This window comes from Enterobacter sp. JS8-1 (assembly GCF_049187015.1).
GTDB classification, from domain to species: domain Bacteria; phylum Pseudomonadota; class Gammaproteobacteria; order Enterobacterales; family Enterobacteriaceae; genus Enterobacter; species Enterobacter mori.
Genome location: NZ_CP185805.1, coordinates 2,745,444 through 2,764,270, shown reverse-complemented (window position 1 = coordinate 2,764,270; position 18,827 = coordinate 2,745,444). Strand labels below are relative to the sequence as shown.

The following is an 18,827-nucleotide window of genomic DNA, read 5'->3' as shown; positions in this document are numbered from 1 at the left end:
CCAAACGCCGCCGTTCTCGCCCCGAGAGCGGCAGCGTTTGAGCGCTAATCATACCAGCAGGAATACGCCATGCGATTCACGATTATTTCTACGAAACCCGGTCATCAGCCGCCGCAGAGCAGCTGTGATTTTTACGCCCCGGGCGGCACCATTGGGCGCGGTACGGATAACAATCTGGTATTGCCGGACAATGACCGCACCATCTCGCGTCTGCAGGCTATTGTTCACGTTGATGCCAATGGCGAATGTCGCGTTACTAACCGTGGCAGCGTTACGCGCGTGGTATTGAACGATATTCCACTGGAACGCGGTCGTCAGGTCGAGCTGCAGGATGGAGACGTTCTGGGTATTGATGACTACCGCATTGAAGTGGCTGAAATTATTCACGACACGCAGCCGGTGAGCCGTATGGCGGCCAGCATGCAGCAGCAGGTTCGTCCAGCCGCGCCAGCACCAGCGTCGCAGCCGAAACCGGCGAATGCCGCAGCGCGCGGGAAGGGCGAGCCGACCGCCGTGCCAACGGAGATCTGGGATAGTCTGATGCAGGAGTTCTCCATCTCCGACAGCATCTCAAGCAACCGCACAAAACCTCAGCCTGCGGCATCACAGGATCCGTTCTCCCAGCCTGCTGCGCCGGAGCGTAACGCCGAAGACCCGCTGGCGATGTTCAACGACAGCGATCCGAAGCTTGAGCGTAAGAACGTTGACCCGGACACGCTGTTCAGCGATGAAGCATTGTTCAAAAAAGAGAGTATTTTTGACGACGTCACCCCGTCAACGCTGGTGCCGCCGGTTGAAACTAAGCCAGCCGAGCCTAAAGAAGAGGCGGCGGATGAACTCGATCCGCTGGCCCTGTTTGGCGGTAAAGCCAGCGCGCCAGCCGCGCGCAATGACGACCCGCTCGGGCTGATGGGCGGCGCGCCGTTAACCCATCCGGATGATATTATTAACGAGAAGCCTGCCCCAGTGCCGGAACCTGAGCAGGAAGAGGACGCGCTGGCCGATTCTCCGCTGTTCGCCCCTGAGCCGCAGGAGGCCCCGCGTGCTGTTGAAGAAGAGCCCGCGCGACCGGATTATGCAGGTTTCACCATGCCGACCCCGCAGGCCGTTGCGCGCAGTAGCGCTCAGGCACCGAAGGGCCGCCTGCGCATCGACCCGGTCAATAACGCTGCCTCCCCAACCGCCACGGCTAACAGCGGCGAGAAAGGCGACGTGTTGCAGGGCGAGCTGCTGGAGGCGCTGCTGGAAGGCATGGGCCTGAGCGAAATGCAGCCCGTCCCGCAGTTTGACCGTGAGAATATGCGTCAGCTGGGGCAGATCCTCGGCATGTTCTCTCAGGGCACCGTGGCGCTGCTTTCCTCGCGCTCCATCCTCAAGCGCGGCGTGAAAGCCGATATGACCATGGTGCTGGACGATGCCAACAACCCGTTCAAGCTGCTGCCGACCGGCAAAACCGTCCTGATCCAGATGTTCGGGACGCCGATGCCGGGCTTTATGCCGCCAACAAAATCCGTGCGCGACGCGCTGATCGATCTGCAGGCGCACCAGCTGGGCATGATCTCCGGTATTCGCGCCATTATCGCCGCAATGCTGCAGTCCTTTAACCCGGAACAGCTGGAAGAGCAGGCGAAGCAGAATGGCATGACCTCCCGTCTGGCGCTGCCGGGCAGCCGTAAAGCCGCCCTGTGGGACTACTTTGTTCGCAGCTATGGCGAGACGGCAGGCGAGATTGAGGATGACTTCCACACCCTGTTCGGCGAGGCCTTCCTTCATGCGTACGACATGGAGGTGAATCAGTACAAAGACTCACAGAGCGGATCGGAAGACAAATGAATATCGCAACGGCTTCTCTCTCCCGCCAGGGGACGCGCGCCAGCAACCAGGATCAGACGGGAGAAACCATAGGGGAACGTTCAGCCTGCTTTGTCGTCTGTGACGGCATCGCGGGTTTGCCGGGCGGTGAAGTGGCCGCTGAGCTGGCCCGCAACAGCATCATTTCCCGCTTTGATGGCGACAAACACCTGAATGCGCAGCATATTCGCGACTATGTGCAAACGGCGAACCGCACCATTCTCAGCGAACAGCAGGCGGTTCAGGATTACCGTCGAATGGGCACAACGCTGGTGAGCCTGTTCATTGATCGGGATTACCGTCTGGCCTACTGGGCGCACGCCGGAGACAGCCGCCTGTATCTGTTTCGCCGCGGCTGGCTGTGGCATGTCACCACCGACCACAGCCTGGTGCAGCAGATGAAGGATGCGGGGCATCAGACCGACGATCTCAACAGCAACCTGCTGTACCTCGCGCTGGGGATTGAAAACGGTGGGCCGGAAGCGAGCTACAGCGACGTGGTGCAGGTGGAAGACGGCGATGCCTTTTTACTCTGCACCGACGGGTTCTGGCACGGCGTCAGCGAAGAACAAATGAAGCAGTCGCTGCATATGGTCAATACGCCGCAGGAGTGGCTGACCTTAATGAACCAAATCATTCAAAAGAATGGCGAGCAGGAGGGGAATGCTCAGGACAACTATACGGCTCTGGCGGTATGGATGGGCGACCCTCAGGACACCACTTTGCTGCATACGCTCTCTGACGCAGCGCAATTTCTTCCCTGCGGAACTGATTAGACACACAAGGAACGATATGAAACTTTGGCTATCGGGTTTAGCACTTCTGGCGGTGACCTCCACCGCGCAGGCTGAGAATTTCCGCATCGTGCAGTCCCCTGCGCAGAAGCTGGATATCTGGATCGACAACATCAAAGACAACACGCCGCAGAGCTGGTGTAAGCCTGAAGTGGCGCTACGTATTGTGGCAAACGGCAAGAAAGACGTCTCCGTGCTGGAAAACTTTGTGCCGCGTCTTGGCTCACTGCTGGAACATCAGTGCAGCAAAGTGAATAAACTCAGCTGGACGCTTAACGATCCGGCGGGCGTCACGCTGGCTGAGGGTATCGCAGGGAAAGCGCAGGATTGGGCGCTGGTGGTGAAACAGCAACAGGCGGCTCCGGCCAGTACCGCCGCCAGCGGCGCGCTGCTGCCGCCGGATCAGAATGCTGAAGCCCGCACCGTGGCTGCTGACCGCACGCCGTGGCAGGAGTTTACCCTTCAGGACGGCTGCCATCTGCGTACATTCTGGGAAGGCGGTGCCTCCGCACCGGCACTGTTCATCCCGGACACCGACACCACCCGCTGCGGCAACGGCAGCTGGCTGAGCGGTCATACCGTTATCTCTCAGACCCGCAACGGCGAGCAGAAAGAGATGGCGGTGACCTACATTCACGGCTTCCCGGTCATGGGCCTGAACAAAAGCGCCGATCCTGAAAACGCCCTGATCACCTCCGTCAACAAAGAACGCATGGTGTTCAGCACGCAGAACAGCGATCAAAGCTGGATGATCCTGCCCTACGACAACGCCCTCAACGGCTGGAAAAGCAACGGCACCGTGGCGGTAGAGATCTCCCGCGAGATCGCCAGTGATGACGCCAAACTGCAGGCGCGCATTGCCGAAGTCAAACAGACCTGGGGCGCGTGGGTGACACCGGGTACTTCACTGAATATTGTCCTGATTGACACCCTGCGTCCTCAGCTGCGCGATCCGGCAGTGGGCGCATGGCGCGCGGCAAACTAAGGAGTGGCGATGAATACGCTCTATCAACACCTGGCGGGTGAGCCGCTCAGCGATGCGCTGCGTCGTCTGGAAGCCGATATCAAAGTCCGTCCGGCGGATGCCGATCTCCGCGCCGCGTTTGTGCAGTTTCTGATCCTCAGCGGCAACTGGACGCGCGCCCTGACCCAGCTGAAAAGCTGGGTGGCGCTGAAGCCCCAGGCGAAGCCTACCGTTACCCTGCTGGAGCAATCCATTCAGGGCGAGCTGCAGCGCGCGCAGGTGATGGCGGGACTGGCGCGTCCGGCCATGCCTGAAACCCAGTGGCCGTGGCTGACAACCCTGGCCGCGGCGCTGAGCGAGGAGGGGGAACGCGCCAGTGCGCTGCGTCTGGACGCCCTCGAGACGGCGCAGGCAAACCCTGGTCAGATCACCCTCGAAAATGATGAGACGCAGGCGTTTGGCTGGCTGATGGACGGCGATGCCCGCCTCGGCCCGGTGTGCGAAACCATCGTCAACGGCCGTTATTTCTGGCTGCCGTTTAGCGCTATCGCTGAGATCCGTTTTCAGGCGCCTGCCAGCGTCACCGATCTGGTCTGGCGTCACGCGTTGGTGCGCCTGACCGACGGTACGGAGCAGGTGTGTCAGATCCCGGCGCGCTATCCGTTTGCTGAAGACGCTTCGGATGCCGTCATGCTTGGGCGTACGACTGAATGGTTGCCTCTTGACGCTGACGGTACGCTGTACGAAGGACGGGGCCAGAAGGCGTGGCTGAGCGAACAAAGCGAATATCCGCTGCTTTCCCTGAACCTCGTGACGTTTGCGACGGATGGAGCCGATGAGTAATCCCGCTGGCGAAGGCGATCTGCTGCGCAGCGGCTGGCAGGCACGCAGCAAGCAGGAGAAGGTGGGGGCGCGCGACAAAATGCAGCCCTCGCTGCTGGATCGTCTCACCGATAACGACCCGGAAAAAAAACGCGAGTCGGCCAACAGCAATCTGATCACCCACGCCGCCCTGCGCCGCAATGTGCTGCGCGATCTGCAGTGGCTGTTTAACACCATCAACCACGATGCCTCCGGCGATTTGAGCGCCTTGCCGCACGTGAACCGCTCGGTGGTCAACTTCGGCGTCGCACCGCTGGCCGGGAAAAGAATGTCGGATATCGAATGGCACGATATTCAGCGCAAGCTCACCGAGGCCATCATCAATTTTGAACCGCGCATTTTACCGCAGGGGCTGCAGGTCCGCTGCGTGTCGGATACCTCCTCGCTGGATCTGCACAACGTGCTCTCCATCGAGATCAAAGGGCGTCTGTGGTGCGTGCCGTACCCGCTGGAGTTTCTGTTTCGTACCGATGTCGATCTGGAAAACGGCCATTTTGAACTGAAAGATGCGGGGTAATCATGGAAAGTAAACTGCTCGAATACTACAACCGTGAGCTGGCCTACCTGCGCGAAATGGGGGCCGAGTTTGCCGAGCGCTACCCAAAAGTCGCCGGACGGCTGGGCATGCGCGGCATCGAAGTGGCGGACCCCTATACAGAACGTCTGATGGAGGGCTTCGCCTTCCTGACCTCCCGCGTGCAGATGAAAATGGACGCGGAGTTTCCGCGCTTCTCCCAGCGTCTGCTGGAGATGATTGCGCCTAACTATCTCGCGCCCACGCCGTCGATGGCGATCGCGGAGATTGAGCCCGACAGCAGCCGGGGCGACCTGAGCAAGGGCTTCATTGTGCCGCGCGGTACCATGATGGACAGCCTGGCGCTGAAGAAGACCGGCGTGACCTGCAGCTATACCACGGCGCACGAGGTCAACCTGCTGCCGCTGAAAATCGACAAGGTCGAGCTGGGCGGCGTGCCCGCCGATCTACCGCTCGCGCAGCTGGGGCTGAGCCAGCGGGGGATCAACAGCGCCTTACGGATCCGCATCGCCTGCGACGGCCCGCAAAACCTCGGGCACCTGGATTTCGACCGTCTGGAATTCTTCCTCGGCGGTCCGGACATTGAAGCGCTGAAGCTGCTGGAGCTGGTGATGGAGCACCACGCCGGGATCGTCTGTCAGACGGTCAGCCCCCAGCCGCAGCGACAGCTGCTGGCGTCTGACGCGCTGCGCCAGGAAGGCTTTGAGCCTGACCAGGCGCTGCTTCCGGACGATCTGCGTAACTTTGACGGCTACCGCCTGCTGCAGGAGTATTTCGCGTTTCCGGCCCGCTTCCGCTTCATCAGCCTCAGCGGTCTGAGTAAGCTTATCGAACGTTGTGAAGGCGAAAAAGCCTTCGACATCTTCATTCTGCTGGATAAGTCGGATGAACAGCTGGAGCGCGTGGTCGATGCCAGCCATCTGGCACTGCACTGTACGCCTGTCATCAACCTGTTCCCTAAGGTCGCGGCGCGTCAGAAGCTGAACGAAGGCCAGCATGAATACCATCTGGTGGTGGATAACATCCGTCCGCTGGATTATGAAATTTACGCGGTCAAAAAAATCTATGGCAGCGCCGACGGCCAGCGTGATGACCAGACGTTTCGTCCATTCTGGAGCACCTGGAGCGGCGATGCGGGTAACTACGGGGCCTATTTTTCCCTGCGCCGCGAACAGCGCGTACTGTCCGAGCACGCTCTGCGCTACGGCACCCGTACCGGCTATATTGGCTCGGAGGTGTTTATCTCGCTGGTGGATGAACAGCACGCGCCGTGGCAGGAAAACCTGCGCTACATCTCTGCTGAGGTGCTCTGCACCAGCCGCGACCTGCCGCTGATGCTGCAGCAGGAGCTCGGGCAGTTCATTATGGCCGACTCCATGCCGGTGAAATCCCTCACCCTGCGTAAAGGCCCGACGCCGCCGCGCCCCGCGCTGGCCGAAGGGTTCAGCACCTGGCGGCTCATCAGCCAGCTGCAGATGAACTACCTCAGCCTGATGGACAGCGAAAATGAAGACGGCGCGGCCGCGCTGCGACAGCTGTTAGGGCTGTACGCCAACCTGGCAGAAACGCCCGTTGCGCGTCAGGTGGAAGGCGTTCGCCACTGCGTGCTGGAGCCGGTTCACCGCCGCGTGCCTGAACCCGGTCCGGTCGTTTTCGCCCGCGGGATCGGCATTACCCTGACTGTCGATGAGCGCGCCTTTTCCGGCGCCAGCCCGTGGCTTTTCGGCAGCGTAATGGAGCGTCTCTTTGCCCGTCTGGTGTCCATCAACAGCTTTACGGAGTTCACCCTGAAGAGTCAGCAGCGCGGCGAGATTGGCTACTGGGCACCGCGCATGGGTAAAAGGGCGCTGATATGAGTGACGCTGCCACTGCACCGCTGCGCGTGCATCGCCTGACCCGGCTGCCGGATACGTTCTGGAGCGGGGTCCGCGAGACGCCCTGGCGCTACGATCTGTTTCAGCTGCTAAGGCGCATTGATGCCCAGGGCGGCGAGCGCTACCCGCTGGGACGCGCGCCGCTGCCGAAATTTGAGCCGCTGCGCATCGGCCAGCAGCCGTCGATGAGTTTTGCGCCGTCGACTGTGGCCCAGGTACGTCAGCGGGAGGAAAGCGGGCTGCATGAGGTCTCTATCCTCAGCTTCGGCCTGTTTGGCCCGAACGGCCCGCTGCCGGTCCACATGACCGAATATGCCCGCGAGCGTATTTATCATCATCAGGACACCAGCCTCAGCGCGTTTGCCGATCTGTTCCACCACCGCCTTGCGCTGCTGTTTTACCGCGCCTGGGCGGATGCGCAACCGGCGGTCTCTCTGGATCGCACCGATAACAAGCGCTTTGAGGGCTACCTGGCGTCGCTGATTGGCATGGGGCAGCCGGGGCAGATGAACAAAGGCAGCCTGAGCTCGCATGCACGCTTTACCCACGCCGGACACCTGACCCGTCACGGGCGGGATCCGGAGGGGCTGGAGAAGATCCTGCGCAACTATTTTAAAGCGCCGGTCAAGCTGGTCAGCAACGTGCCGCAGTGGATGCCGCTTTCCACGCGCGAGCAGGCGCAGCTGGGAGCAGGACGCCGCATGCCGCGCATGGGTGAGTCCGCCTTTCTCGGCGTTGCGGTGCGCGACGTGCAGCATAAGTTTCGCATCGACATTGGCCCGCTGAGCGCGGAGGAGTACAACCGCTTTCTGCCGGGCGAAGCGTGGGTCACCGAGCTGCGCGACTGGGTGCGTCAGTACGCCGGGGTGGAGTTTGAATGGGAAACACGGGTGATCCTGCGTGAAGACGCGGTGCAGGGCACCACGCTCGGCAGCAATGGGCGATTAGGCTACAACACCTGGCTGGGCCGTCAGCCGCAGCCTGTCCCGCGTGGCGATCTGGTGTATCGCGCAGAGCGGTAATCCTTCCGTATACCGAATTATTGTTAATGGAAACTAACATGTCAGAAATTAGCCGTGCCGTGCTTTTCGGCAAACTGGATACGCTGTTATTTACCTCTCTGGAAAGCGCCACTGCGTTCTGCAAGCTGCGCGGCAACCCCTATGTTGAGCTGGTGCACTGGCTGCATCAGCTGATGCAGCAGCAGGATGGCGATCTGCAGCAGGTCATCCGCCACTTTGCCCTTGATGAACAGCAGCTGACGCGCGATATCGTTGCAGCGCTGGATGTCCTTCCGCGCGGGGCGAGTTCCGTTTCCGATCTCTCCGAACACATCGACAGCGCCGTGGAGCGCGCCTGGGTTTTCGGCTCGCTGAAGTTTGGCGTTAGCCGTATTCGCGGCGGCCATTTGCTGATCGGCATGCTTAAAACCTGGAATCTGGCTAACGTGCTGAAAAGCATCTCGTCACAGTTCACCCGCCTGAACGTTGAGGTGCTGATTGAGCAGTTCGACGCTATCTGCGCCAACAGCAAAGAGACGCAGCAGGCCGCCGCCGCCGCCGATGCACCGGCGGGTGCGGTACCGGCTGCGCAGGGGACGCTGGCCCAGTACGGCCAGGACCTGACCGCCCGCGCTCGCGAAGGGAAGATTGACCCGGTTGTCGGGCGCGACGAGGAGATCCGCCAGATGGTGGATATCCTGATGCGTCGCCGCCAGAACAACCCGCTGCTGACCGGGGAAGCCGGGGTCGGCAAAACGGCGGTGGTGGAAGGGCTGGCGCTGCGTATTGCCGACGGCGACGTCCCGGAGCCGCTGCAAAATATCCAGCTGTGGCTGCTGGATATCGGCATGCTGCAGGCAGGCGCAGGCATGAAAGGCGAGTTTGAAGCCCGTCTGCAGGCGCTCATTAATGAAGTCCAGTCCAGCGCCACGCCGATTATTCTGTTCATCGATGAGATCCACACCCTGATTGGCGCAGGCGGCCAGCAGGGGACCGGCGATGCGGCGAACCTGCTGAAGCCAGCGCTGGCGCGCGGTCAGCTGCGCACCATCGGGGCCACCACCTGGGCGGAATACAAAAAGTACATTGAGAAAGACCCGGCGCTGACCCGTCGTTTCCAGACGGTGCAGGTGCATGAACCGGACGAAGCGAAAGCCATTCTGATGCTGCGCAGCACCGTGTCGCCGCTGGAGACGCACCACCAGGTGCTGCTGCTCGACGAAGCGGTCAGCGCGGCGGTAAAGCTGTCGCATCGCTACATCCCGGCGCGTCAGCTGCCGGACAAAGCCGTTGCGCTGCTCGACACCGCCTGCGCCCGCGTCGCGGTCAGCCAGAGCGCGCCGCCCGCGCAGCTGGAAGACTGCCTGCGCCACCTTGCCGCGCTGGACGTGGAAATTGAGATCGCTGAGCGCGAAGCGCGCGTCGGTGCCGGTGACGCTGAGCGCGTAACGGCGTTACGCGCCGAACGCGACGCGTACGAAACAAAACGCGAAGCCCTGGCCCAACGCTGGGAAGAAGAGCGCAGCCTGGTGCAGGAGATTATTCGCCTGCGCGCGGCGCTGTTCGCGGCGGGCGATGAAGAAAGCGCCGAGCTGCGCAGCCAGCTGGCGGAACAGCAGCAGGCGCTCAACGCCTTACAGGGCGATGAGCCGCTGCTGTTTGCGGCTGTGGATGAAAATGTGGTGGCCGCGGTGGTCTCTGACTGGACCGGGATCCCGCTGGGCCGGATGGTGAAAAACGAGATCGACGCGGTGCTGAACCTTGCCGACACGCTGAACCAGCGCGTTATTGGCCAGCGTCACGGTCTGGATCTCATTGCCCGCCGCGTGAAAACCTCGCGGGCGAAGCTCGACGATCCCAACAAACCGGTGGGCGTCTTTATGCTGTGCGGCCCGTCCGGCGTCGGTAAAACCGAAACCGCGCTGGCGCTTGCGGAATCCCTCTACGGCGGCGAGCAGAACGTTATCACCATCAACATGAGTGAGTTCCAGGAAGCGCACACCGTTTCCACCTTAAAAGGTGCGCCTCCGGGGTACGTAGGGTATGGTGAAGGCGGGGTGTTGACCGAGGCCGTGCGCCGTCGCCCGTACAGCGTGGTGCTGCTGGACGAAATTGAAAAAGCACACCCGGACGTCCACGAGATCTTCTTCCAGGTCTTTGATAAAGGCTGGATGGAAGACGGCGAGGGGCGCCATATTGATTTCCGTAACACCATCATTATTCTGACGTCTAATGTCGGTACCGACCTGATTAGCGCGATGTGCGCCGATCCGGAGCTGATGCCGGAGCCTGACGCGTTAAGCGGCGCGCTGCGCCAGCCGCTGCTGGAGGTGTTCCCGCCGGCGCTGCTGGGCCGTCTGCTGGTGGTGCCGTACTATCCGCTCAGCGACGAGATGCTGGGGCTGATTGTTCGTCTGCAGCTCAAGCGCATTCAGCGCCGTCTGGAAGAGAATCACAGCATTATTTCTGAGTTTGACGACAGCGTGGTGGAACAGATTGTTCAGCGCTGTACCGAGGTGGAGTCCGGTGGCCGCATGGTGGATGCTATTCTGACCAACACCTTACTGCCTCAGATGAGCCAGATCTTACTTACCGCCAGCCGTAGCGACGAGCAGTACCGACGTCTGCACGTCACCTGCGAGCAGGGCGAGTTTCACTGTCAGTTTGCCGCGTAATAATCATCAAGAGAACTGTAAAAGATGACGGATAATGATAACAATCGGACTGTCCCAAACGCGCTCCCGGTCGGGTACCGCTTCAACGAGTTTGAAATCAAAGAGGTGATCGGCGGCGGCGGTTTTGGCATTGTCTATCGCGCGTGGGATCACCAGCTCGAACGCACTATCGCTATCAAAGAATTTATGCCTTCCTCGCTCGCCGTGCGCGGTGATGACATGACCCTCGTGCTGCGCAGCGAGCGCTTTGGCAAAGCATTTTCCGCCGGCCTGAACAGCTTTATTCAGGAAGCCCGTCTGCTGGCGCGCTTTAACCACCCGAACCTGCTGCACGTCCTGCGCTTCTGGGTGCAAAACGACACGGCCTACATGGGGACGCTGTTTTACAGCGGCACCACGCTTTCACGCCTGCGCGAACAAAAGCCGGAGCTGATCAACGAGGCGTGGATCCGCCGCACGCTGCCAATGCTGTTCGGTGCGATCAAAACCATTCACGACGAAGGCTATCTGCACCGCGATATCTCTCTGGATAATATTCAGATCCAGGATAACGGCCTGCCGGTGCTGCTCGATTTCGGCTCCGCGCGCCGCACCATCGGTAACCTTTCCGACGAAACGGAAACCATGCTGCGCCCGGGCTTTGCGCCGATTGAGCAGTACACCGACGACAACGAAAGCGAGCAGGGTCCGTGGACGGATATCTACGCCCTTGGTGCCGTGCTGCGGACTCTGATCGTTGGATCGCCGCCGCCGGTCAGCGTGGTGCGCTCTATCCAGGATACCTGCAAACCGCTGGTGGAAATCATGCCGCAGGGTTATTCCATCCCGCTGCTGCAGGCCATTGACCGCGCGCTGGCGCTGCACATGGAGGACCGTCCGCAGTCTATCGACGAGTTCGCTGCGCTGATTGAGATGCCGGTCGCCGGTATCAACGATGTGCTGACCGCCAAAAAAACCGGCACCATGCTGGTTCCGGTAGAGGAAGAGAAACCGGCTTCGGCGCTTGACTGGCGCCGCTACAAGATCCCGGGCATGGTTGCCGCTGGCGTGCTGGTGGGCATTGTAGCCGGAGCCATGCTGTTTAGCGGCGGCGGTCAGGATGCGCCCGAGCAGGCTGCACAGGCACCGGCAGAGACGCGTCCGGCTGAAACCGCCGCGAACACGCCAGACGTGAAGCCGGAAACGGAGAAGGTTAGCGAGCAGGCAGCGGAACAGGCTCCACCACCTGCCGCGAGCCCTGTTGCGCTGGTCTATATCCGTATCCAGGACGGCGAAACGCTGAAAGTGAACGGCGAGCCAAAAGCGCTGCGTCCGGCAACGAACGGTTATGCATCGCTCAAGCTGCCAGCCGGTGAGGCGAAGATTGAACTGCAGGGCAACGGGAGAACGCGTACCCAGACGCTGGATATTGCCAAGCCGGGTACCTGGCTGGTGAATCCGTAAGTCAGGCGGGGACAGGGAACAGGACGGAACGAATGTATAACATTAAGTTTGTCTATCTTTTCAGCGAGAACGTCTCGCCAGCGCTTTTTGCGAAAATTATCCGCCCGTCCGTCGCCGGGCAGTGGATTATGTCGGTTCCCGACAATTCGCTGCGCTCGCTGTTCACGCGCTACGATTTGCTGCGAACCATCACCGGTGCGAATCCCTATCAGTCCGGTCGCGATACGCGCAAGCTGATTGCGCAGGATCTTGATATGGGCAGAATCGTTGCGATTGACGAAAGTTTTCGCAGCTGGTCATCGGTAACGGAAATCTTTTACATCAATGCACAGGGGCGGCTGCAGGCCGCCTCGCTTACCGGGCTGAGCTGGTACCCGGTAAGCACTATCGTCGATCGTTACGAAACGATGGTGCGCACCTATGGTTCCCGCCCTGCGCCAACGGAGCTGCCAACGCAGGTGGTGAAATCCAAAGCGGCGCAGGTGCCTGACCAGCCGACGCCGGGCAAAGACGGTAAAACCTACGCGGCGCAGCTGCAGAATATGACCAAAGCCGAACGCTGGCAGGCCCGTAAGGACCTGATTGCGAAGGGCAGCAACAGTCTCTACCCGGATGCGCAGATCGCGGCTAAACGGCTAGCGGCGAATAACATTGCCGTGGAGAAAGCGAAGCTTGCGGAAAATGTTTATAAGACCGTAAACCCGCTGGAAACAACGCCGGGCGTGCCGGAGGGGTGGACGGATATTAGTAATGATGATGCGCTTCTGGGCAAGTTTGGCCTGAATAAATCGATGCTCTTCGATGATGACACCTCTCCCAATTTTCTTGCTCGCGTCTATCAGCCTAAACCGGATGTGTTTGGGAGTGATATGAATCCCACGGTGGTATTCCGGGGATCGAGGGAGCCGGGTTTTGCGTCGCTGTCTGATAATGTTACCTCGTTGCTCACTAAAGGGGAGCTGGCACCCGTTAAAAACGGTGCAGACTGGTCTAATAACTTCTCCCAGGGCATGGGAATGGCATCTGATTATTATAAAAAAGCCGTGAGTATTAGTAAGGAACTGGCAAGGTCAGGCCAGAATATTGATATTGCCGGACACTCGCTGGGAGGCGGGCTCGCGTCTGCAGCCTCAATGGGAAGTGGTAAAGCGGGATGGACATTTAATGCCGCAGGGCTTAACGCCGGAACGGTAGAAAAATATGGCGGTAAAATCCTGGGCAGCACGGAGAATATTCAGGCGTATCGGGTTAACGGAGAACTTCTGACGAAGATTCAGGAAGTTAATCTTTGGGAGGATCTGAAAACGGTGAAGGGGCATGTCCCGTCTTTAATTCTCAAAGAGGAAATTTCTGCGCTGAGCCCGAATGCTGCGGGTATCGCCCACGATCTTCCCGGTGGGACCGGAAGTGCGCTCGACCGGCATGGTATTGATCAGGCGATAAATTGCATTGAGCAGCAAAAGGATGAAGATATTTCGATAATCGGGAGTCGGTTGTGAAAAAACGGTTGATGGCTTTTGTAGCGTTATGTTTTTTAATCATGATTCAGGGGTGTAAGCAGGATATGGAACTCAATCCACAGGATTACTTCAACGGTCAGCAGCTTGAACTGGCGAGAGCGATTGAAGAAGGCAATGTCGACGTGGTGAAGACGCTTGCACCCGATAGCAACCTTAACCAGCCCGGAAAGGAGGATATGACGCTCCTTTTCTGGGCGCTTGGCAACGCAATTAATGATAAAAAAACATCTCCCCATTTGAAGGTCATCACTTTGCTTGTTGAGGCCGGTGCGGATCCGCTACAGCCTCGCCCACAAGGGAAAAGCAGCCCAGCAGAATTCGCTCTGAAAGGGGACAGTGCAGACTGGATTAACGCGATGCTGGACGGTGGCCTGTCACCCGATGTGAAAGATAAGGTTTTCCACGAGCCGATAATCTTCCAGTCGATTAAAGCGAAAAATACACAGACGCTGGAAGCGATGCTCGATCGCGGTGCTGACGTCAATGCAACCAATTCATTAGGCAAAACGCTGGTATTCGACGCGCTGGATAATCAGTCATACGATCATGTTTTATTGTTGCTCGATCGTGGAGCGGATCCGTCAATTAAGGCAAAAAATGGCTGGTCAATGAGCAACGCGCTTGCGGATGCACTGAGTGGGCTTGAAAAAGGCAGCGAGCACTACGAGAAATTAAACGAAATTAAAGAGAAGCTCATCCAGAAAGGTGGTAAATGGCCACCTGAGCCTGTTAGGTAATTATTAGCATCCATGAAAGCCAGAGATAAGGTTTTCATTTTCTGGGGATGCATGGATGCGCTGGCTGTCGTGCTTTACTGTGCTCAATCCGCGCGCCATGACAGGATCCCCTTTATTGCCGATATGCTCTCCTTTAGTACAGCAGTGAACACGCTTTCTGCTGGCGGATATAGCGCTCTACTTATCTTATTCTTTTGTCTCGATTTCGTATTGTTACTGTCATTTTTTGCCTCTGCATGGTGCTTTATTACCAGGAGGCCCTTCGCAAGCAAACTGGCGCTTTGTCAGGAAGTTTTGCGCCTAGTCTCCTTCCGGTGCTCTGTTGCACTTTTCCCCCTGTTTTTGGCTGTCGCGGGTGAAGCGAGCGTCTGGTTGAGCAGTGTTTTGTTTGGTGTGTCGGAGTGTCTCAAAATTTACTCGCTGTGGGTTTATAAATACGAAAAGGTGGCCTCTCCCGAATAATTAATTAAGGGATTCTCTTGTTGAGGTTTAAAGGCATATTGATGTGATGCGATCCTTCTTGCCGCCAATCTGGCGGATGATGCCGACAGCGTTGCGGCAACGGCAGGTCAACTGGCCGGTGCGTTATATGGCTATTCAGGTATTCCGCAGAAGTGGAAAGATAAACTGGTCCAACACGAACGTCTCGTCAGCATGGCAGGGGAGCTATTTCACAGTGCACCTGAGGATAACTTTCTTTAACGTTTCTGACGCATAAGAGCACCGGCGCATATCCAAAACCACTTTGTCAAAATTAGCTTTACGTTCAAACACGTTTTCAGCATAAACCATTACGGAATACAGATTATGCTTAACCGAATTACCGTTCAGCTCCCGGTCGAGGGGCTGCTCTTCTGGAAACTCTCCGGCCGCGAGGCGATGTCCGAGTCGTTCGCCCTGACGCTGACCCTGCTCGGCACGGATGCGCGCATCGACCGCAGCAAATTGCTCGGTCAGCCGGTCACAGTGACCATCCCGACGCAGAACCTGCTTACCTCCCGCTATATTAACGGCAAAGTCACGCGCGTGGCGGTGAGCGCCGTTGAGCTGACGGGCACCCGCTACGCGGTGTACCAGCTGACGGTGGAGCCGGACCTGTGGCCGATGAAGCGCGACCGCAACCTGCGTATCTTCCAGGGGCAGACGGTGCCGCAGATAGTGAAAACCCTGCTGAGTGAGCATCAGGTCAACGTGGAGGACAAGCTCACCGGCAGCTACCGCGTATGGGACTACTGCGTGCAGTATCAGGAGTCGAGCCTGGACTTCATCAGCCGTCTGATGGAGCTGGAGGGGATTGCCTATCACTTCAGCCACGAGGCCGACAAGCACATCCTGGTGCTCACCGACGCCGCCACCCAGCACCAGCCGTTCAGCGGCTACGAGGTGATTCCGTATCACCAGACACCGTCCGGCGGCAGTACCGACGAAGAGGGCATCGGCCAGTGGGCGCTCGAGGACAGCGTGACGCCGGGCATTTACAGCCTCGACGACTACGACTTCCGCAAGCCGAACGCGTGGCTGTTCCAGGCCCAACAGAACCCGGCATCGCCGAAACCGGGCAGCATTGACGTGTACGACTGGCCGGGCCGCTTTGTCGAGACCGGGCATGCGGAGTTCTACGCCCGCATTCGCCAGGAGCGCTGGCAGGTGGAGCACCAGCAGATTCAGGCCACCGCCACGGCGGCGGGCATTGCGCCGGGCCACATCTTCACGCTGACTAACGCGCCGTTCTTCAGCGATAACGGCCAGTATCTGGTGACGGCGGCCGGATACCACTTCGAGGAGAACCGCTACGCCAGCGGCGAGGGTGAAACCATTCACCGGACTGATTTCACAGTCATCCCGGCGTCGGTCTCTTATCGCCCGGCGCAGAGCACGGCGTGGCCGCGCACCTACGGCCCGCAGACGGCGAAGGTCGTGGGGCCGCAGGGGGAGAGCATCTGGACGGACAAATACGGTCGCGTGAAGGTGAAGTTCCACTGGGACCGTCTGGCGAAGGGCGATGACACCAGCTCCTGCTGGGTGCGCGTGTCGAGCGCGTGGGCCGGCCAGGGCTACGGCGGGGTGCAGATCCCGCGCGTGGGCGATGAGGTGGTGGTGGACTTTATCAACGGCGATCCTGACAGGCCGATTATCACCGGGCGCGTGTATAACGAAGCCAGCATGCCGCCGTGGGCGCTGCCAGCGGCAGCGACGCAGATGGGCTTTATGAGCCGCACTAAAGACGGTTCCGTCGACAATGCGAACGCCCTGCGCTTTGAGGATAAGGCGGGAGGCGAGCAGGTGTGGCTCCAGGCCGAACGCAATCTGGATATCAACGTCAAAAATGATGAATCCCATTCGACTGAAAAGAATCGAACCCAATATGTGGGAGAAGATGAAACCTTACGGGTTGTAAAAAATCAGAAAGCGGGCGTTAAAGGGGACGTCGTTTGCCTGACGGGTAACAGTCGCAGTGACAAAGTGGTTAACGATTATATACTTTCGGCGGGTAATACGCTGAGGCTGGAGTGCGGTGAAAGCGCCATTGAATTATCGAAAGATGGAAGCGTTAATATCATTGGCAATAACTTCAACTTTACTGCTAAGCAGAATGCGCAAATAAACACGCTTGGCGGTGAACTGCATTTGAATCCTGCTGGTGGAAGCAATGCTATCAATCCTCCTGGGGCATCCCACCAGACGGCAATCCAGCAGGAAGTGGATGGCTTTTTCGTTTTCAATGCCAATAAGTAAACTGAATTAGAATGATTAATATTTTTAGCTAGCGCGAAAGGAATTATCATGATCGATCTACATTCTGATTTCAATACGATATTGAAATATGTCGATAAATATCGTAATTACTTACCCGCTAGCGATCCCTCTACCCAGCAGAGGATGCAATATAATTATGATAATAAATCATTAGATTCATTCCTGAAGAGTTATACAGAAAAAACGTGGGATTCAACACCGTCTTGTCATATTCCATCTGAACATTCACGGGATCGTGCAATAGGTGCGCTTATTGGCCTTGCAGTAGGAGATGCTGTTGGTACTACGCTCGAGTTTTTACCTCGCGACGTTGCCCATGTGAATGATATGGAAGGTGGTGGGCCATTTCGACTTCACGCAGGTGAATGGACGGATGATACATCCATGGCATTATGTCTCGCTGAAACGCTTCTTGAAAAAGGTGATGCTGATACAACCTGCTTCCGGAGTAAACTTCTGGATTGGTATCAGCATGGTTATAATAGTTCTAATGGTGTCTGCTTTGATATAGGCAATGTGACACGTTATGCTTTGGAGCAATATACCAAGTTTGGGGCTGGCTGGAACGCTGATACTGCCCCCGAATCCGCAGGCAATGCTTCTATTATTAGACAGGCACCGGTTTCTATTTTTTTTAGAAATTCAATGAAAAAAGCATTCTACGAAGCTAAAAAACAGAGTATTGCAACACATGGTGCCGCTGAAGCAATAAATAGCGCACAGTATTTAAGTTATCTACTTGTGCTTATGATTAACGGTCACAATAAAGAGTTTACTTTTGCACCACACATCATGCCGCTGCAGCCGCGTGTCATGATCGTCAACGCCGGTGAGTATAAGCAAAAAACACGCGACCAGATACGTTCAAGTGGTTATGTTATCGACACACTTGAGGCTGCAATGTGGTCCGTATGGAATACTAATAATTTCCGTGATGCCATTCTACTGGCAGCCAATCTTGCCGATGATGCGGATAGCGTCGCGGCGACGGCGGGACAAATAGCAGGCGCGTTGTATGGTTATTCCGGTATTCCGCTGGAGTGGAGAAACAAACTTGTACAACACGAGCGTATCACCAAAATTGCAGGTGAATTATTTGACAGGGCTCCTGAGGGTACTTTCATACAATAACATATTGTTTCTTCACTCATTCTTATTTTTATTGCCCCTTCTGATTTTTGTCTGCTTATATGGATATATGGCGTAGCTAACGTAACCTCCTCTTCGAAAGAGAAGGGGATAGGAAAACTAAAATAAATAAGGAATGTTATGGTGCGCTGGTTTTTCTTTATTCTTTTTATGGTTTGGACGCTAGCACTTGTCTGGAATGGAAAGGATTTGTTTAATAAAAAACAGTGGATCCTGACAGGGGGGATGTTCGTTCTGTTGTTGCTGTCGACTGTGGTTATTGGATTTTTGTTGAAGTGGCTTGCTCAGTCAATGTTATTATTTTCACTTGCAACGGCCAAACAATATTCGATTATGCTTTCTATGTCTTTTCTGTGCGTATGGGGATTAAAGTTCACTGTCGTGCTGCTATGCACGATTTTTTCCGGGATTATGAAGGGGCACAAAAGGTATGGCGCGGAGAATTATGAAAAAATATCATCTGTGTCACGTGTTGTCTCTCCTGGCTTACTTATTGTTGCTAAAAGCTTAATTTCTCTGGGAGGTGTCCTTATGTTTTCAGGTTTATGGCTTAAGTAAGCACAATGATTGAGATTGTATAATGTGCATCAACATTTCTCCTTTTCATTTTGGAAAAGAGTGACCTCACGGTATTCATGTAAGACC

15 protein-coding genes and 1 pseudogene are annotated in these 18,827 nt (G+C 57.3%); all 16 read left to right on the top strand.

Annotated features, from left to right (window positions below):
* Nucleotides 1–69: 69 nt before the first annotated feature.
* The 16 genes and pseudogenes from tagH (at nt 70) to ACOQH0_RS13055 (ending at nt 18,740) form a co-directional block, all read left to right on the top strand.
* Nucleotides 70–1,833, top strand: a complete 1,764-nt coding sequence (tagH, locus tag ACOQH0_RS13130) for a type VI secretion system-associated FHA domain protein TagH (RefSeq protein WP_420984644.1) — start codon at nt 70–72, stop codon at nt 1,831–1,833.
* Complete coding sequence (locus tag ACOQH0_RS13125) at nt 1,830–2,627, top strand: PP2C family protein-serine/threonine phosphatase (RefSeq protein WP_042714629.1); 798 nt, start codon at nt 1,830–1,832, stop codon at nt 2,625–2,627. The genes tagH and ACOQH0_RS13125 overlap by 4 nt, the downstream gene beginning before the upstream one ends.
* 16 nt (nt 2,628–2,643) lie before the next feature.
* Entirely contained in the window at nt 2,644–3,630 is a 987-nt protein-coding gene (locus ACOQH0_RS13120; protein ID WP_421510537.1) for a hypothetical protein, read from the top strand.
* Nucleotides 3,631–3,639: 9 nt separating this feature from the next.
* Entirely contained in the window at nt 3,640–4,452 is an 813-nt protein-coding gene (locus ACOQH0_RS13115) for a type VI secretion system accessory protein TagJ (RefSeq protein ID WP_421510535.1), read from the top strand.
* Entirely contained in the window at nt 4,445–5,008 is a 564-nt protein-coding gene (gene tssE / locus ACOQH0_RS13110; protein WP_010432861.1) for a type VI secretion system baseplate subunit TssE, read from the top strand. Before ACOQH0_RS13115 ends, tssE begins: the two co-directional genes overlap by 8 nt.
* Before the next feature lie 2 nt (nt 5,009–5,010).
* A complete protein-coding gene (gene tssF, locus ACOQH0_RS13105) occupies nt 5,011–6,882 on the top strand; it encodes a type VI secretion system baseplate subunit TssF (RefSeq protein ID WP_421510534.1) in 1,872 nt (623 codons plus the stop codon).
* Complete coding sequence (tssG, locus tag ACOQH0_RS13100; RefSeq protein ID WP_421510533.1) at nt 6,879–7,922, top strand: type VI secretion system baseplate subunit TssG; 1,044 nt, start codon at nt 6,879–6,881, stop codon at nt 7,920–7,922. Before tssF ends, tssG begins: the two co-directional genes overlap by 4 nt.
* Before the next feature lie 38 nt (nt 7,923–7,960).
* Nucleotides 7,961–10,576, top strand: a complete 2,616-nt coding sequence (gene tssH / locus ACOQH0_RS13095; protein ID WP_421510532.1) for a type VI secretion system ATPase TssH — start codon at nt 7,961–7,963, stop codon at nt 10,574–10,576.
* A 24-nt stretch (nt 10,577–10,600) separates the two neighbouring features.
* Nucleotides 10,601–12,019 (top strand): serine/threonine protein kinase, encoded by a 1,419-nt coding sequence (locus ACOQH0_RS13090; protein ID WP_010432870.1) that lies wholly within the window; start codon nt 10,601–10,603, stop codon nt 12,017–12,019.
* Between the two features lie 32 nt (nt 12,020–12,051).
* Nucleotides 12,052–13,518: a phospholipase gene (locus ACOQH0_RS13085; RefSeq protein WP_421510530.1), complete on the top strand. Its 1,467-nt coding sequence runs from the start codon at nt 12,052–12,054 to the stop codon at nt 13,516–13,518.
* The gene (locus ACOQH0_RS13080; RefSeq protein WP_420984651.1) at nt 13,515–14,276 is read left to right on the top strand and encodes an ankyrin repeat domain-containing protein; all 762 of its coding nucleotides are present in this window, start codon (nt 13,515–13,517) and stop codon (nt 14,274–14,276) included. Before ACOQH0_RS13085 ends, ACOQH0_RS13080 begins: the two co-directional genes overlap by 4 nt.
* A gap of 51 nt (nt 14,277–14,327) precedes the next feature.
* Entirely contained in the window at nt 14,328–14,738 is a 411-nt protein-coding gene (locus ACOQH0_RS13075) for a hypothetical protein (RefSeq protein ID WP_421510529.1), read from the top strand.
* A 45-nt stretch (nt 14,739–14,783) separates the two neighbouring features.
* Nucleotides 14,784–14,978, top strand: a pseudogene (locus ACOQH0_RS13070) (ADP-ribosylglycohydrolase family protein); the annotation flags it as partial.
* Between the two features lie 105 nt (nt 14,979–15,083).
* A complete protein-coding gene (locus tag ACOQH0_RS13065; RefSeq protein WP_421510528.1) occupies nt 15,084–17,012 on the top strand; it encodes a type VI secretion system Vgr family protein in 1,929 nt (642 codons plus the stop codon).
* A 48-nt stretch (nt 17,013–17,060) separates the two neighbouring features.
* On the top strand, nt 17,061–18,164 hold the full coding sequence (tri1, locus tag ACOQH0_RS13060; RefSeq protein WP_421510526.1) for an ADP-ribosylarginine hydrolase Tri1: 1,104 nt from the start codon (nt 17,061–17,063) through the stop codon (nt 18,162–18,164).
* 138 nt (nt 18,165–18,302) lie between these two features.
* Nucleotides 18,303–18,740 (top strand): hypothetical protein, encoded by a 438-nt coding sequence (locus ACOQH0_RS13055; protein WP_421510525.1) that lies wholly within the window; start codon nt 18,303–18,305, stop codon nt 18,738–18,740.
* The last annotated feature ends 87 nt before the right edge of the window (nt 18,741–18,827 follow it).

Coding starts and splice junctions, on each gene's coding strand:
- ACOQH0_RS13115 (WP_421510535.1), top strand. CDS start 3,640: ATGAATACGCTCTATCAACACCTGGCGGGTGAGCCGCTCAGCGATGCG.
- ACOQH0_RS13075 (WP_421510529.1), top strand. CDS start 14,328: ATGGATGCGCTGGCTGTCGTGCTTTACTGTGCTCAATCCGCGCGCCAT.
- ACOQH0_RS13085 (WP_421510530.1), top strand. CDS start 12,052: ATGTATAACATTAAGTTTGTCTATCTTTTCAGCGAGAACGTCTCGCCA.
- ACOQH0_RS13055 (WP_421510525.1), top strand. CDS start 18,303: ATGGTGCGCTGGTTTTTCTTTATTCTTTTTATGGTTTGGACGCTAGCA.
- tagH (WP_420984644.1), top strand. CDS start 70: ATGCGATTCACGATTATTTCTACGAAACCCGGTCATCAGCCGCCGCAG.
- tssE (WP_010432861.1), top strand. CDS start 4,445: ATGAGTAATCCCGCTGGCGAAGGCGATCTGCTGCGCAGCGGCTGGCAG.
- ACOQH0_RS13125 (WP_042714629.1), top strand. CDS start 1,830: ATGAATATCGCAACGGCTTCTCTCTCCCGCCAGGGGACGCGCGCCAGC.
- ACOQH0_RS13120 (WP_421510537.1), top strand. CDS start 2,644: ATGAAACTTTGGCTATCGGGTTTAGCACTTCTGGCGGTGACCTCCACC.
- ACOQH0_RS13090 (WP_010432870.1), top strand. CDS start 10,601: ATGACGGATAATGATAACAATCGGACTGTCCCAAACGCGCTCCCGGTC.
- ACOQH0_RS13065 (WP_421510528.1), top strand. CDS start 15,084: ATGCTTAACCGAATTACCGTTCAGCTCCCGGTCGAGGGGCTGCTCTTC.
- tssG (WP_421510533.1), top strand. CDS start 6,879: ATGAGTGACGCTGCCACTGCACCGCTGCGCGTGCATCGCCTGACCCGG.
- tssH (WP_421510532.1), top strand. CDS start 7,961: ATGTCAGAAATTAGCCGTGCCGTGCTTTTCGGCAAACTGGATACGCTG.
- tri1 (WP_421510526.1), top strand. CDS start 17,061: ATGATCGATCTACATTCTGATTTCAATACGATATTGAAATATGTCGAT.
- tssF (WP_421510534.1), top strand. CDS start 5,011: ATGGAAAGTAAACTGCTCGAATACTACAACCGTGAGCTGGCCTACCTG.